The organism is Streptomyces sp. NPDC020983, assembly GCF_044333485.1.
Classification (GTDB): Bacteria; Actinomycetota; Actinomycetes; order Streptomycetales; family Streptomycetaceae; genus Actinacidiphila.
Map to the genome: position 1 here is coordinate 376,668 of NZ_JBIRRA010000007.1, position 13,498 is coordinate 390,165.

The 13,498-nt window shown below is 70.8% G+C and carries 10 protein-coding genes; 4 read left to right on the forward strand and 6 right to left on the reverse strand.

Annotation, left to right across the window (positions count from 1 at the left end; all coding sequences use genetic code 11):
• The first annotated feature begins 25 nt into the window (after positions 1-25).
• Positions 26-424 (forward strand): ArsR/SmtB family transcription factor, encoded by a 399-nt coding sequence (locus tag ACH4SE_RS18305; RefSeq protein WP_398544421.1) that lies wholly within the window; start codon positions 26-28, stop codon positions 422-424.
• A 113-nt stretch (positions 425-537) separates the two neighbouring features.
• Here ACH4SE_RS18305 and ACH4SE_RS18310 read toward each other — a convergent pair whose 3' ends face one another.
• The 3 genes from ACH4SE_RS18310 to ACH4SE_RS18320 all read right to left on the reverse strand — a co-directional run bounded on the left by ACH4SE_RS18310 (position 538) and on the right by ACH4SE_RS18320 (position 4,639).
• A complete protein-coding gene (locus ACH4SE_RS18310) occupies positions 538-1,560 on the reverse strand; it encodes an arabinan endo-1,5-alpha-L-arabinosidase (protein ID WP_398544422.1) in 1,023 nt (340 codons plus the stop codon).
• A 328-nt stretch (positions 1,561-1,888) separates the two neighbouring features.
• Positions 1,889-3,010, reverse strand: coding sequence for a ricin-type beta-trefoil lectin domain protein (locus ACH4SE_RS18315; RefSeq protein ID WP_398544423.1), 1,122 nt, complete (start codon positions 3,008-3,010; stop codon positions 1,889-1,891).
• Between the two features lie 186 nt (positions 3,011-3,196).
• A complete protein-coding gene (locus ACH4SE_RS18320; protein WP_398544424.1) occupies positions 3,197-4,639 on the reverse strand; it encodes an RICIN domain-containing protein in 1,443 nt (480 codons plus the stop codon).
• A 538-nt stretch (positions 4,640-5,177) separates the two neighbouring features.
• On the opposite strand from ACH4SE_RS18320, the gene ACH4SE_RS18325 reads away from it, so the two are divergent.
• The 3 genes from ACH4SE_RS18325 to ACH4SE_RS18335 all read left to right on the forward strand — a co-directional run bounded on the left by ACH4SE_RS18325 (position 5,178) and on the right by ACH4SE_RS18335 (position 10,234).
• Positions 5,178-6,761, forward strand: a complete 1,584-nt coding sequence (locus ACH4SE_RS18325) for a cellulase family glycosylhydrolase (protein ID WP_398544425.1) — start codon at positions 5,178-5,180, stop codon at positions 6,759-6,761.
• An 877-nt stretch (positions 6,762-7,638) separates the two neighbouring features.
• On the forward strand, positions 7,639-9,507 hold the full coding sequence (locus tag ACH4SE_RS18330) for an alkyl/aryl-sulfatase (RefSeq protein ID WP_398544426.1): 1,869 nt from the start codon (positions 7,639-7,641) through the stop codon (positions 9,505-9,507).
• Between the two features lie 49 nt (positions 9,508-9,556).
• Positions 9,557-10,234, forward strand: a complete 678-nt coding sequence (locus ACH4SE_RS18335) for a GAP family protein (protein ID WP_398544427.1) — start codon at positions 9,557-9,559, stop codon at positions 10,232-10,234.
• 203 nt (positions 10,235-10,437) lie between these two features.
• Here ACH4SE_RS18335 and ACH4SE_RS18340 read toward each other — a convergent pair whose 3' ends face one another.
• From ACH4SE_RS18340 to ACH4SE_RS18350, 3 genes are all read right to left on the reverse strand, one after another.
• Positions 10,438-11,520 carry a MerR family transcriptional regulator gene (locus ACH4SE_RS18340; RefSeq protein ID WP_398544428.1) on the reverse strand — a complete coding sequence of 361 codons (1,083 nt, stop codon included), beginning with the start codon at positions 11,518-11,520 and terminating at the stop codon, positions 10,438-10,440.
• 194 nt (positions 11,521-11,714) lie between these two features.
• On the reverse strand, positions 11,715-12,284 hold the full coding sequence (locus ACH4SE_RS18345) for a cupin domain-containing protein (protein ID WP_398544429.1): 570 nt from the start codon (positions 12,282-12,284) through the stop codon (positions 11,715-11,717).
• A gap of 136 nt (positions 12,285-12,420) precedes the next feature.
• Positions 12,421-13,071 (reverse strand): DUF1772 domain-containing protein, encoded by a 651-nt coding sequence (locus ACH4SE_RS18350; protein ID WP_398544430.1) that lies wholly within the window; start codon positions 13,069-13,071, stop codon positions 12,421-12,423.
• Between the last annotated feature and the right edge of the window lie 427 nt (positions 13,072-13,498).

Genomic DNA, 13,498 nt, shown 5'->3' on the forward strand with positions numbered 1-13,498 from the left:
TGGGTTCATTCCGTAGGATGGTGCTATGGGCCACGGAGCGAACACCCCCGACAGCACGCCGCCGCGCACCCGGCTGACGTCAGCGAACGCCGGGCAGGTCGCCACCACGCTGCAGGCACTGTCGACCCCCTCGCGGCTGCTGATCCTGGCCCGCCTGCGCGAAGGCCCGTGCGCCGCGACCGAACTGGCCACGGCCGTGGGCATGGAGCAGTCCGCGTGCTCGCACCAACTGCGCCTCCTGCGCAATCTCGGCCTGGTCACCGGCACCCGCCAGGGCCGCTCCGTCGTGTACGCGCTGCACGACAGCCACGTCGCCGCCCTGCTGGACCAGGCCGTCCACCACATCGAGCACCTCCGCCTCGGGGTCGTCGACGTCCCGGCCACCGCCGACGCCACCGACACCCCTGAGCCCTCCCGGTCCTGAGAGCCGGGCGACACTCCCGGCCGCCCGGCCGGACGGCCCGCCCGCCGGGGATGTGAACGGGCGGGCCCGGCTCGGCGCACGATCGGTCCGGCACCTGGCCGGTGTGGCGCGCGTCAGGAGACGTAGGGCCAGTCGGCGGAGTCGTAGCTGAGGTAGTTGATGCCGAGGAAGGACGCGCCGTTGTCGGCGTAGTAGTGGTAGTCGAGGATGTCGTGGTCGGTGTCGGCGAAGGCGCCTTCGCCGCCGGGGCCGTGGATGCTGCCGTGGCCGGCGAGGATCTGGGTGCCGCCGCCCGAGGTCATGGGGGTGCCGTTGCGGTCGGTGTAGGGGCCGGTGACGGAGGTGGAGCGGCCGACCATGATGCGGTAGGTGCTCTGTGCGCCGCGGCAGCAGTAGTCGAAGGAGACGTACAGGTAGTAGTAGCCGCCGTGCCGGAAGACGTACGGGGCTTCGATGGGTCCGCCGCCCCGGCCCGCGAGCGACAGGATCGAGGTGTCCGCGCGCAGGCCCGTGGAGGGGTTGAGCGCGATCATCTTGATGCCGGACCAGAAGGACCCGAAGTCCAGCCACCAGCGGCCCTGGGCGTCGACGACGAGGTTGGGGTCGATGGCGTTGAAGTTGTCGGAGGTCTGTGAGGCGATGACCAGGCCGCGGTTGGTCCAGGTGCCGGGGTCGCCGGTGGGGCTGGTGGCCAGGAAGATCGCCGAGTGGTTGGAGCCGAAGGTGGAGGCGGCGTAGTACAGGTAGTACTGGCCGTTGTGGTAGGAGAGGTCCGGCGCCCACAGGTTCCGGGAGTTGCCGGTGTAGGCGTAGGTCCAGGAGGCGCCGCCCGGGAAGGCGGAGCCGGTGTTGCGGAAGGCGATGCGGTCCGCGGAGTACTTCAGCTGGACGTCGTTGCCGGTGGAGGCGACCAGGTAGCCCCCGTTGGGCCGCTTGGTCATGGACGGGTCGTGCACGCCGGTGTCACCGGTCACGACACCGGGGTTGGGGTACGTGGCGGCGGAGGACGACTGACCGGCCGTGTTCAGGGACAGGGCGGTCAGCGCCGCGGCGACGAGGGCCCCTGCCCATCGCCTGCCGCGGCGTACCGATGGCGCGGTGGTGCCTCGCTTTCCCGTGAACACCCTGAGGGACATGAGGACTTTCCTCTCTGATGTGGGGGGGGTACCGCTCGTTCCGTGCCGGATGGTGCTCGGTGGTGCCGGAGTTGGTCCGTGGGGAGCCGTCCGCAGGCCGGATCAGGCGGCAGGGCGAAGGCGGACGAGGTGCCAGGATACGGGCGGGAGGGTTCACCGCCAGGTGCCCGTCGGAAGCGGGTGGTAGGGGGCCGGAGTCGCCGGCCCGGACCTCGGCGAGGTCGTCGTGGAGTTCGCCGTCGCAGCCTGCGGTCGTCCGCAGGCCGCGGGGCCGGTCCTCGGCCAGGTGCCGGCCGGTCCGCGGCCGGCGACCGCACCGAGGGGGCTGTCAGCGCCGTGCCCACTTCTGGTTCGGCTGCCCGTTGCAGTTCCACAGCTCGACGGGGGTGCCGTCCGCGGTGCCGGCCGAGGTGGCGTCGAGGCAGAGCCCGGACTGGGCTCCGGTGATGCTCCCGTCGCTGTTCAGGGTCCATTTCTGGTTGGCGCCGCCGTTGCAGTCCCAGATGACCACGGCGGTTCCCGGGCTGGTGCCCTGGCCCGAGGCGTCGAGGCACTTGGAGCCGTAGACCCTGAGCTCACCGGCCGGGGTCGGGGTCCACTGCTGGTTGATCCCACCACCGCAGTACCACAGTTCCGTCCGGGTGCCGTTGGCCTGGGAGGCTCCGGTGACGTCAAGGCACCGTCCGGACGCGACGCCGACCAGGGTGGTCGCCCCGCTCGGTGGCGGGGTGGTGCCGCTGAGCGCTGCGGTCAGCGCCGGGAGCCAGCGGGCGGCGATCTTGTGGTTGCCGCTGTCGTTGGGGTGGACGCCGTCCACGGTGTCCGTGGTGTCGTTGAAGCCGGTCCACTGGTCGACGACGGTGACGGGTGACTGGGCGGTGCTGTGGGAGGCGGCCCAGCCGGGGATGACCGCGTTGAGGGCGGTGACACGCTGGGCACAGGGTGCGCAGTTGCTGGGGTTCATGGGCAGGATCTGGGCGACGAGGATCTTCATCTGCGGGTTGGAGGCCCGCATCTGGTTCACCAGGGTGGTGTAGGCGGCGAGGATGGTGGTGGGCGCGATGTTGCTCCAGACGTCGTTGGTCCCCAGGTGCATCATCACGACATCCGGCCTGGTGGCTGAGAGCCATCCGGGCAGCAGGTTCTGGTTGGCGATGTTGGTGGCGAGGTAACCGCCGTGGCCTTCGTTGTCGCCGTCGTAGGCGATACCGCAGCCGGGGTCGCGCAGGGTCCCGACCATGTCGACGTCGGTGTGGCCGGTGCTCTGGAGTTGCTGCCACAGCAGCGCGCGCCAGCAGCCGGGAGAGCCGGTGATGGAGTCGCCCAGCGGCATGACGCGGACGGTGGAGGCGGCGCCCGCCGAGCCCGGCACGGCAAGGACGAAGGCGGCGAGCAGCAGGGCCAGGACAAGGGAGCGGAGTGCGGTGGTGCGCAGGTGGGTGGTGGTCACCGGTTGCTCCTGGTGGGGGGATCGGGGGCGGGCGCGGTCCGCGTGGGAGCCCGGTCCTGGCCACGGCTGACGGGAAGCGCCGTGGGGGCGCGCGACTCGTCGTGCCGGGTGCGGACAAGCGGGAATCGTGACCGTGCCTCAGGGGTGGGTCCTCTGTGAAGAGCAGGGGGTTTTCCGGGCACCGTCCTACTGACGGCTCCACTTCTGGTTGCTGCCGCCGGTGCAGGTCCACAGTTCGACCGGCGTGCCGTTGGCCGTGCCGGCTCCGGTGACGTCCAGGCACAGGCCCGAGGCGGCGCTGGTGACGGTGCCGTCGCTGTTGACGTTCCACTGCTGGTTGGAATGGCCGGTGCAGTCGTAGATGACGACCGCGGTGCCCGGGGTGGTGCCGGCACCGGAGGCGTCCAGGCACTTGTTCCCGTAGACCACCAGTTCCTTGGCGGAGTTGAGGGCCCAGGACTGGTTGGCGCCGCCGTTGCAGTCCCAGATCTCGGTCCGGGTGGCGTTGGCGGTGCCGGCGTTGGGGACGTCGAGGCAGCGGTTGGAGCCCGCGCCGCGCAGGACGCCGGTGCTCCCGCCGCCCGACCCGTCGGTTCCCCAGCTGTACTGGAGCCGGTCGAGGCCGGAGCGGTTGGTGACCGTCAGGGTGAGGTCGGTACCGCTTCCGCCCAGGGAGGTGATCGCGCAGGAGGCGTTTTCGCACGGCCCCGGCCCCTGGGTCTGGTTGGGCTGTTTGACGCCGGTCCACAGGATCGTCCCCATGCCGAGGCTGCGCGCGGTGTCGGTGAGCGCGTACAGGTAGGAGACGTCGTTGGTGCCGTCGCGGGGACCGTCGTAGTTGACGCCGGTGTTCATGGGCACGCCGAACTCGGTCAGCACGGCCCGGCTGCCGTATCCGCACAGGCGGCCCTTGAAGCTGTTGACCCAGTCGTTCTCGGTGGGGTGGGTCTCTCCTCCCAGCGTGTACATGTGGATCGACAGCAGGGTTCCGGACAGCCGGGAGTCGCCGCCCACCGAGCACAGGTCGATGTCCGACCACAGGCCGGGCACCATCACCCTGCCGCGGGGGATGCCCGGGTAGCGCGACAGCCAGTCGGCGGCGAAGTCGGTCAGCTGGGTGGCGCTCATCGCCCAGGGCTCGTTCATGATGTCGAAGTAGAAGTTGCCCTTGGCACCGTACTTGCTGATGACGGTGTTCCACATCGCGTAGAAGGCGTTGGTGTCGCTGACCGTGCCGTTCTGCAGCCAGGGGGCGATCACCACGTTCATGCCCAGCGCACTGGCGGCGTCGAAGGCGGCGGTGTAGCTGTTCCACCACGATCCGGAGACGGTGGCGGAGTTGATGGGCAGCCGGACGGTGTTGGCGCCCAGCGCCTGGAAGCCGTTCAGGACCGCAGTGGACTTCGCGTAGACCGTCGCGTAGCTGTCGGAGGTGGACAGGCCCACCGGCTGCAGCGGACCGGTGACGAAGTTGTCGTCGGGATCCGCCCAGTTCACCCCGTGAAACCGGGCCGTGGCCGCGTGCGCCGCCGGGGCGACCCGGGCCTGGGCACCGAGCCAGCCCAGCAGCAGGGCGAGTACGAGCGCGACCGGGCTCAGACGCCTCAGTCGACGACCGGTGATTGTCACGTTCCAATCCTCCGAAACGGTGGTCCCGTACCGCGCCTCGGACATCGGAGCGGCACAGCGTGGGGGTGGGCTCCGCCTGGGGGAGCCCGTGGGACGGGAGTGGGAACGCTCCCACGAGCCGGCTGGGAGATCGTTCGTTGCGTCGACACGGGCGGTTGCGGCGGGCGTGAAGGGGCGGCCACAACCGGACGAGGTCGAAGGGGGCTGGCGGTGGCCGAGCGTAGGGACCGCCGTGATGCATCGTCAAGACTTCTGTCCGGTTCTATGTTCGATCTTGTCGGTTTTCGAAGGAGTTTCGGTCGGCCTGACGGGTCACTGACCTCGGGTAACGGCAGAGGTCCAGGAGTTAACCGGTTCGGCCCATAGTCGGCCGTGCAGCGAAAATTCCAGGCGGGGTCCCCCGTGTCCTGGCGACGGTGCCGAACCGGGAACTGAGGCCGTGTCACGCCCGCGGGTGCAGGCGCTCTTGACTAAATCGCTTAAGCGGGGGACCGTCCTTCCCGTCGATGACGACACCCCTCGAGTGAGGAGTCCCCCCATGCGTCACCGAAAAGCCGGCCTGCTCGCAGCCGGAGCCGCAGCCGCGGTCATCGCTGCGTGCGTGGTCCCATCACCGACCTTCGCCGCGGCAGCCGCCTCCGGCTGTCAGGTGAGTTACCAGAACGTCAACACGTGGCAGTCCTCGCCCACGTCAGGAGGGTTCGGCGCAAGCCTGGCGATCACCAACCTCGGAGACCCGGTCTCCCACTGGAAACTGACCTTCACGATGCCGACCGGTCAGACCCTCACCAGTGGCTGGAACGCCACCTTCACGGGCACGACGTCGGTCTCCGCCACCGACGTGGGATGGAACGGCTCCATCGGCACCGGCAAGACCGACACCTCGGTCGGGCTGCAGGGCACCTGGACGCGTTCCGCCCAGGGGAGCGCGCCGCCGAACCCGCTGCCGCAGCCGACCGACTTCGCGCTCAACGGCGTGCCCTGTACGGGCAGCACGACCACCACCGGCGGCACGACCACCGGCGGTTCCACCACAGGCACGACCACCGGCGGTTCCACCACCGGGACCACCGGTGGCCCCGGCGACGGCGGCGGGTCCGCGCCCGCTCTGCACGTGTCCGGCAACCACCTGGTGACCGCGAGCGGCCAGACGTACCGGCTGCTCGGTGTGAACAGGTCCGGCGGCGAGTTCGCCTGTGTGCAGGGCAAGGGCATGTGGGACGGTCCCACCGACCAGGCAAGTGTGGACGCCATGAAGAGCTGGAACGTCCACGCCGTACGCATCCCGCTGAACGAGGAGTGCTGGCTCGGTACTAGCGACCTGCCCGCGGGCGGCACGAGTGGTTCGGCGTACCGGCAGGCGGTCAAGGACTACGTGGACCGGCTGGTGGCCAGCGGGATCAACGTCATCCTGGACATGCACTGGAACTACGGGCAGTACACGGGGACGAGCAGTGCCTGCTCGGACGCCGTGGCGACGTGCCAGAAGCCGATGCCCGACGCGCAGTACGCGCCGACGTTCTGGTCCCAGGTGGCCGCCACCTTCAAGGGCGACGACGCGGTGGTCTTCGACCTCTTCAACGAGCCCTACCCGGACGCCGCCGACAACTGGGCCGACCCCACCGAGGCGTGGACCTGCCTGCGCGACGGCGGCACGTGCACCGGCATCGGCTACAAGGTCGCGGGTATGCAGTCGCTGGTCGACGCGGTAAGGGCCACCGGGGCCACCAACGTGATCATGTCCGCGGGCCTCACCTGGACCAACGACCTGACCCAGTGGCTCGCCTACAAGCCGTCCGACCCGACCGGCAACCTGATGGCCTCCTGGCACTCGTACAACTTCAACGCCTGTGTGACCGCCTCCTGCTGGGACAGCCAGATCGGCGCGGTCGCCGCGAAGGTCCCCGTCCAGGCCGGTGAGATCGGCCAGAACACCTGCGCCCACGACTACATCGACCAGGTGATGGCCTGGGCGGACAAGAACGGCGTCGGCTACACCGCCTGGACCTGGAACCCGTGGGGTTGCAGCGGGGGCAGCGTGCTGATCACCGACTGGAACGGCACGCCGACCAGCACCTACGGGGAGGGATTCAAGGCGCACCTGCTGACGCAGAACCCGTAGCGCCTCCGCCGGGGGACGCAGGACCGCGCGATCCCTTCGGGGGCCGAGCGGAGGGCTGGGCCGTGGTACCCGACGGGCCACGGCCCGGCCCTGCGGACCCCGGAAGGGAGGGGCCGGTCGAGCGGCCGACCGGCGTGGAGACTGCGGCGGGGCCGTGCCGATCGGCGCCTCCCCGGAGGCGCCGGACGGCCGAGCCGGCGTGGGCGGCTCCTCCGGTGCGCATCGCGAACATCACCGGCCGGCTCGCCTGACCGGTGCCGAGGTTCGGACCCCCGGATTCGGCTCCGACCCGGTCACCCTTCCCGGGCTGACCGGCTGGCGCACCAGGCAGGAAGCACCCGAAGCGCGGTACGGCCACGACGACGCCGCCCGGCAGGCCGACGGCGACTGCGTCCGGGCAAGGACAACGTGGTGGGCGCGCGGCATGCCCGCAGAGCATGGCCGCGACGCCGCGGCAGATCTGCCGCGGTGTGCCGTGAGGTACCCCCGCCTCGGGCCGCCGACCGCGCCCCGCCCCGCCGGACCCCGTGCCGTCGTCGGAGGATTCGATCACCGCCGCGGCGACGCACAGGCCCTCCCGGCACCCGACCCGGCGCCCGCCGGTCGGACAGCTGAAGCAGTTGGCGCACCCCGGGGCGCAGGCCATGGCCGCACCTGACCCTGGCCTGCGCCGTCGCCGCGTACACCATCCCCTCCGGGAGGGAGAGGAGCCCGGTCACCGCACCCGAGCCGACATCGGAGGAGCGGGCCTGCCGAGGCCGTGGCAACTGGTCGTCCGTCCCGACGTGGCCGGAGCCAGGCCGGCGTGAGCCGAAAGGCCCAGCGGTCACCCGTCCGGCCCACGTCCACGCGGCATTCGGTCCGGCGGCGGCCGAGCATGGCGGGACCAGGGCCGCACCGGCCCCGGCGTGCCCCGGCAGGTCCCGCTGTGAGCACCGCCGGCACCGCCCCCGACTTCGCCGACCGCACCGACTTCGAGGACGCCGACCGGGGCCTGGTGGCCGGCCCCGCCAACGCGAGGATCACGGCGGAGGACGGGCGGGTGGTCTGGGACTTCGAAGCGACCGCGTTCCTGCGGGAGGACTGTCCGGACACGGCGAACCCGAGCCTGTGGCGCCAGTCGCAGCTGTGTGCCCGCGCCGGCCTGTACGAGGTCACCGAGGGCATCTACCAGATCCGTGGCTTCGACCTGTCGAACATGACCGTGATCGAGGGCGAGCGGGGTGTCGTGGTGGTCGACCCGCTCGTGTCGAAGGAGTGCGCCGCCGAGGGCATTGCCCTCTACCGGGCCCATCGGGGCGAACGGCCGGTGACCGCGGTGCTGTTCACCCACTCCCACATCGACCACTTCGGCGGGACCCTCGGTGTGATCGGCCCCGGCGACGACGTGCCGATCATCGCGCCGGAGGGCTTCATGGAGCACTCCGTCGCCGAGAACGTCTACGCGGGCACCGCGATGCTGCGGCGCGGTGTCTACCACACGGGCGGTGAGCTCGAACCCGGCCCGCGCGGTCTGATCGGCGTCGGCCTCGGCTTCGACGCCTCCCACGGTCTGCCCAGCCTCCTGCCGCCCACTCTGGAGATCACCCGCACCGGCCAGGAGGAACGCCTCGACGGCGTCCTGTTCCGCTTCCAGCTCACCCCGGGCACCGAAGCCCCCTCCGAGCTGAATTTCCACCTGCCCGAGCGCCGCGCCCTGTGCATGGCCGAGAACGCCACCCACAATCTGCACAACATCCTGACGCTGCGCGGGGCCCTGGTCCGTGACGCCCGTATCTGGTCCCGCTACCTCACCGAGGCCGTCCACCTGTTCGCCGCCGACTCCGATGTCGTGTTCGCCTCCCACCACTGGCCCACCTGGGGCACCGAACGCCTCACCGCCTTCCTGTCCGAACAGCGCGACCTGTACGGCTACCTCCACGACCAGACGTTGCGCCTGCTCAACCAGGGCCACACCGGCATCGAGATCGCCGAGATGATCGAGCTGCCGCCGCGCCTCGACACCGCCTGGCACGCCCGCGGCTACTACGGGTCGGTCAGCCACAACGTCAAGGCGATCTACCAGCGCTACATGGGCTGGTACGACGGCCACCCCGCGTCCCTGTGGGAGCACCCGCCCACCGCCTCCGCGCAGCGCTACGTCGACTGCATGGGCGGCCCCGACGAGGTCCTGGCCAAGGCGCGCTCCTACTTCGACGCCGGCGACCTGCGATTCGCCGCCCAGCTCCTCAAACACGCCACCTTCGCGGCCCCCGACGACACCCGGGCCAAGGAACTGCTCGCCGAGACCTTCGAACGACTCGGCCACGGAGCTGAATGCGGCAGCTGGCGCAACAACTACCTCATGGCCGCCCAGGAACTGCGCACCGGCGTCAAGCCCGCCCCGATCGCCACCAGCAGTATGGCCACCGCGCTCTCCGTCGAGCAGGTCTTCGACTCCCTCGCCATCCGCGTCAACGGCCCCCGGGCATGGGAACACTCCCTGGCCGTGCTGTGGCGGTTCACCGACCTCGACCAGACCTACCGGATGAGCCTGCACAACGGCGTCCTGATCCACCACCGCGTCACCGGCGTCTCCGCCGCCGACACCGATCTGACGCTCACCCTGACCGCACCGCAGCTCATGGGCATGCTCGCCGGCCGCGGCCTCGACGGCATCGACCACACCGGCGACCCCGGTGTCCTGGCCACCCTCATGTCCGTCCTCGACGAACCGGACCCCAACTTCCCCATCGTCACCCCCTGAGCAACAGCCCGGCGCTTCCCCGCTTCCCGGCCCGACAAGGAGACAGTCCATGGGCGACGCCGTCGGTCAGATGCTGACCTCGGCCGTCGGCATCGCCATCAGCCCGCTGTCGCTGATCGCCGTGATCCTGATGCTGGCCACACCCAAGGGCCGTTCCAACGGCCTCGCCTTCACCACCGGCTGGGTCCTGTCCCTCGCCGCCGTGGTCACCGTTGTCGTCCTCGCCGGCTCCGGAGCGGACGCGGCGGGCGACGGCGGTCCCGCCACCTGGACTCTCTGGCTCAAGCTCGCCCTCGGCGTGCTGTTCCTGCTGCTGGGCGTCAAACAGTGGAAGGACCGGCCTCGTGAGGACCACGAAGCACCCACCCCGGGCTGGATGAAGGCCATCGACACCTTCACCCCCGCCAGGGCCGCCGGCCTCGCCGCCGCCCTCGTCGTCGCCAACCCCAAGAACCTCGTTCTCGCCGTCGGCGGCGCCGTCTCCGTCGCAAGCTCCACCGCATCGGCTGCAGGGAAGACCGTCGCCGTCGTCCTCATGGTGCTCATCGCCTCGCTCTGCACACTGATCCCGCTCGGCGTCTACCTGGCCGGGGGCGAAAGGGCGGCACTCGTCCTCGGCGAATGGAAGGCGTGGATGGGCCGCCACAACACCGCCATCATGACCGTCCTCTTCGTCGTCCTGGGCGTGAAGTACCTCGGCGACGCCCTCAGCGGGCTGACCACCTGAGACGACAGGCATGAGCCGCGGCGCCGTTCACCCGTGCCAGACCGCACGCGCGCCCCTACGGCGAGCTCCGCCTCGGCACGGTCGCCGGGTGGGCCACGTCGCCCGGCCCCGTACCGGCCGAGCCGAGTCCGAGGGCCGCGACGGCAGCGCCACGGACCGGTCCCGGGGTGACTGTCGAAGGCGAGCGAGTGCCCGTCCGGTGGTCAGTTCTCCAGGCGGACGGGCATCAGTATCGAGAAGGTGCCCTCGGTGTCGGGCCGGCGTATCGCCAGGGGCGCCGTAGGGGCGCCGAACTCCAGGATCAGCTGGTCCCGGGCACCGGCAGCGAGGGCGTCCAGGAGGAACTCGCGGTTGACGGCAATGTGGTCCTGGCCGTCGTCACCGTCTTCGCAGACGGTCACCACGCCGTCGGCCGCCACCTTGAGCACGCTGAGGTCGAAGGAGACACCGTCCTGCTCGCGCACCTCGCTGACGCGGACGGGGCCGGCCTCCACCGCCTCCCGGAAGGCCGTGACATCGACGAGGGCCCGGCGCCCTGCCGGCAGGAGGACGAGGCGCCGGTAATCGGGGAAGCCGTGATCGAGGCACCGTCCGGCCGCCTGACGGTCCCCCGCTTCCAGGGACACGCGGTCACCGTCCACCGTGAGCCGGGCGGATGCGCCGTCGCTGAGCAGCGCCCGCATCGCGTCGACGAGCGGGGACGGCACGACGACCTGCACGCGGGGGCCGCCGTGCCCGGACGTACCGGCTTGTGCGACCGCCATCCGGTACCGGTCGGTGGCCACGACACGGAGCGCGTCGCGCTCGATGTCGAACAGGACACCGCCGAGCATCGGCAGCTCCGGGTCGGTGCCGGCGGCGAAACGGACCGCGTCCAAAGCTGCCGCCAGCTCAGGGGCGGAGACCGCCGGCCGGACGGTGGTGGTGTGCGGCACGGTCATGGGGTTCTCCCTGCGTTCGAGTAGCGCTCGGAGCGTGGAGAACTCGCTGCGGGCATCGGACAGCCCCAGTTCAAGGCGGCGCAGATGTGCCTGAAGCAGCTTCCGCACCAGGTCGGTGTCCGCACTGGACCAGCCGGCCAGTACCAGCCGAATGTCCGCCAAGGGCATACCCGCCCGGCGCAGCCGTGCCAGCACCCGGGACTCTTCGAGCTGCTCGGGGCCGTACCAGCGGTAGCCGGTCACCGGATCCACCCAGGCCGGCACCAGCAAGCCGGCACCGTCGTAGAACCGCAGGGCGCTCACACCCAGTCCGCTGTCCCGGGCCATCTCGCCAATACTGCGCATGTCGCTCTCCACACCCAGAACTCTGAGCCCTCCACCACGTCGAGGGTCAACAGCGGGCCGACTCAACACCGAACACCGTGCGGGAACCGAGGCCAGGCCGGGCGACGCAGATCGGCCGACCATCCGGAGGCGCCGCCGCCATCAGGTCGGGGACCGGCCTCCGCAGCGGGCCTCCACGCTGAGGGCGCGGACGGTCAACGACGCACTGTCCGCCGGGCGAGGTGCGGAACAGGGGGCCGTCGTCCTCCGCGCCCCCAGCGGCCGGTTTCCGCGCGGCGGGCGGTGTTCCACTCCGTGCTTTGCAGGAAGTATGTGTCGTAGGCCTCTTGGACTTCCAGGAGGCTTTCCGGGGGGGCCTGGCCGAGTGCGATGCGTTGCAGGTGGTGGAAGTAGCCGAAGCGTTCCACGCCTGGTGTGACGACGACGAGCAGGTCGGCGTTGCTGCCGGGTGCGGCGGCGAAGGCGTGGGGGCGGCCGGGTGGGACGACGACGAGGTCGCCGGTCCTCGCGGTCAGCACCTGGTCGGCGGACAGGATGTGCGCGGTTCCGTCGAGGAGGTAGAGCATCTCGGTGCAGCTGTTGTGCCGGTGCGGTGGTGCGCCGTCGGCGCCGTCGAGGAGCGTGATGCGCAGGGTGGACAGCGCGCCGCCGGTCGCGCTGCTGTCGGCGAGGAGCTGCGCGGTGGTGGGGGCCCGGCCGACGACCTCGGTGTCGGTGGAGCGGACGATCGCGGACCCGTGGTAGCCGGGCACGATCAGCGGCATGGCGAACTCCTCGATTCGGTGGGCTTCGGGTGGAGGTGCGGCTGTGGGCGTGGGTGGTGCGGGGACCTGCGGTGAGTCGACCGGGAGTGCGGGCGGACGGGGACGGTCCGGCGAAGGCGGCGCACCCCCCGGGGGGCTACCGGTGTGGGCCGCTGGTCCAAGGTGCCTGTGGACCCTGTGGTGCCGGTGCTGTCCGGGTCATCGGTGCGGGGGCGGTGTGCACGCTGTCGTGGTGGGCTGTGGCGGCGAGCGGTCGCAGAGGCGGAGGAGCAGTGGTTGCGGTGTCCTGTGTCCGGTGTGTGCCGAGGACGGCCAGTGCCCACAGCAGGCAGCCGAAGGCGGCGGTGTGGAGCAGGGCGCGGACGATGTTCCAGGCGACCCAGCTGCTTTCGAAGTCCTCGCGTACGGCTGCCAGGTTCTTGATGTGGTCGGGGCTGCCGGCCTTGGCGAGCTGGTCGTTGAGGGGGACGTTGAGGCCGCTGGTGACGGTGAAGGCGATCAGGTAGAGCACCAGTGCGGTGATCAGCCACGGCAGCGCGGGCCGTCCGTGGCCGCGCCGGGCCAGGACGGCCGCGAGGCCGAGCAGGGGGATCGCGGCCATGAAGGGCAGCATGAACACCGGGTTGAGAATGGCCTTGTTGATGTTCTGCATCGTTTCGACGAAGGTGCGGTCGGAGGAGCGCGCCAGGCCCGGCATGACCGAGTAGGCGAAGGCCGCGAACAGGCCGGCCATCAACCCGGTCGCGAGAGCGCTCAGGACCAAGGTGACCTGCTGCAGGGTTTTCATACGTGATGCCTTTCGTTCCAGACGCCGGTGACGACACTGCGGCGCGAGCAGCCGGCGACATCCCGCGGAAATCGGACCAAGGCACGCCGGACGCTCTCCGCCCTCTTCCCTGCTGTCGCAGTGGTGTGCCGTGCCTCCAGCCTCGGGCCACGCGGAGCGCCGACCAACTCCCGATCCCGGCAGGTTCGTTAAGGTGGGCGTTAACGACCGCGGCGGTCGCACTGCGCTCACCGGCTGGCGGCCCGCCGTGCTGGCACGCCCGGCGGGCTCGGAGGTACGGGTGTGGTGCCGGGAGGTGTCCTGCGCGGAGCGGGGTCGTTGGTCGCTGCATGAAGAAGACCAGCATTTTCACGGCTGTCGGCATGGCGGCGGCATCCGGGTTCGAGGGCGAGCGCGTCAACGACATGACGTGTCCGGGCCGCGTGGC

Excerpts from the sequence above, each read along its gene's own strand:
- ACH4SE_RS18350 (WP_398544430.1), bottom strand. The coding sequence starts at position 13,071 with ATGAAAACCCTGCAGCAGGTCACCTTGGTCCTGAGCGCTCTCGCGACC.
- ACH4SE_RS18335 (WP_398544427.1), top strand. The coding sequence starts at position 9,557 with ATGGGCGACGCCGTCGGTCAGATGCTGACCTCGGCCGTCGGCATCGCC.
- ACH4SE_RS18310 (WP_398544422.1), bottom strand. The coding sequence starts at position 1,560 with ATGTCCCTCAGGGTGTTCACGGGAAAGCGAGGCACCACCGCGCCATCG.
- ACH4SE_RS18345 (WP_398544429.1), bottom strand. The coding sequence starts at position 12,284 with ATGCCGCTGATCGTGCCCGGCTACCACGGGTCCGCGATCGTCCGCTCC.
- ACH4SE_RS18340 (WP_398544428.1), bottom strand. The coding sequence starts at position 11,520 with ATGCGCAGTATTGGCGAGATGGCCCGGGACAGCGGACTGGGTGTGAGC.
- ACH4SE_RS18325 (WP_398544425.1), top strand. The coding sequence starts at position 5,178 with ATGCGTCACCGAAAAGCCGGCCTGCTCGCAGCCGGAGCCGCAGCCGCG.
- ACH4SE_RS18330 (WP_398544426.1), top strand. The coding sequence starts at position 7,639 with ATGGCGGGACCAGGGCCGCACCGGCCCCGGCGTGCCCCGGCAGGTCCC.
- ACH4SE_RS18305 (WP_398544421.1), top strand. The coding sequence starts at position 26 with ATGGGCCACGGAGCGAACACCCCCGACAGCACGCCGCCGCGCACCCGG.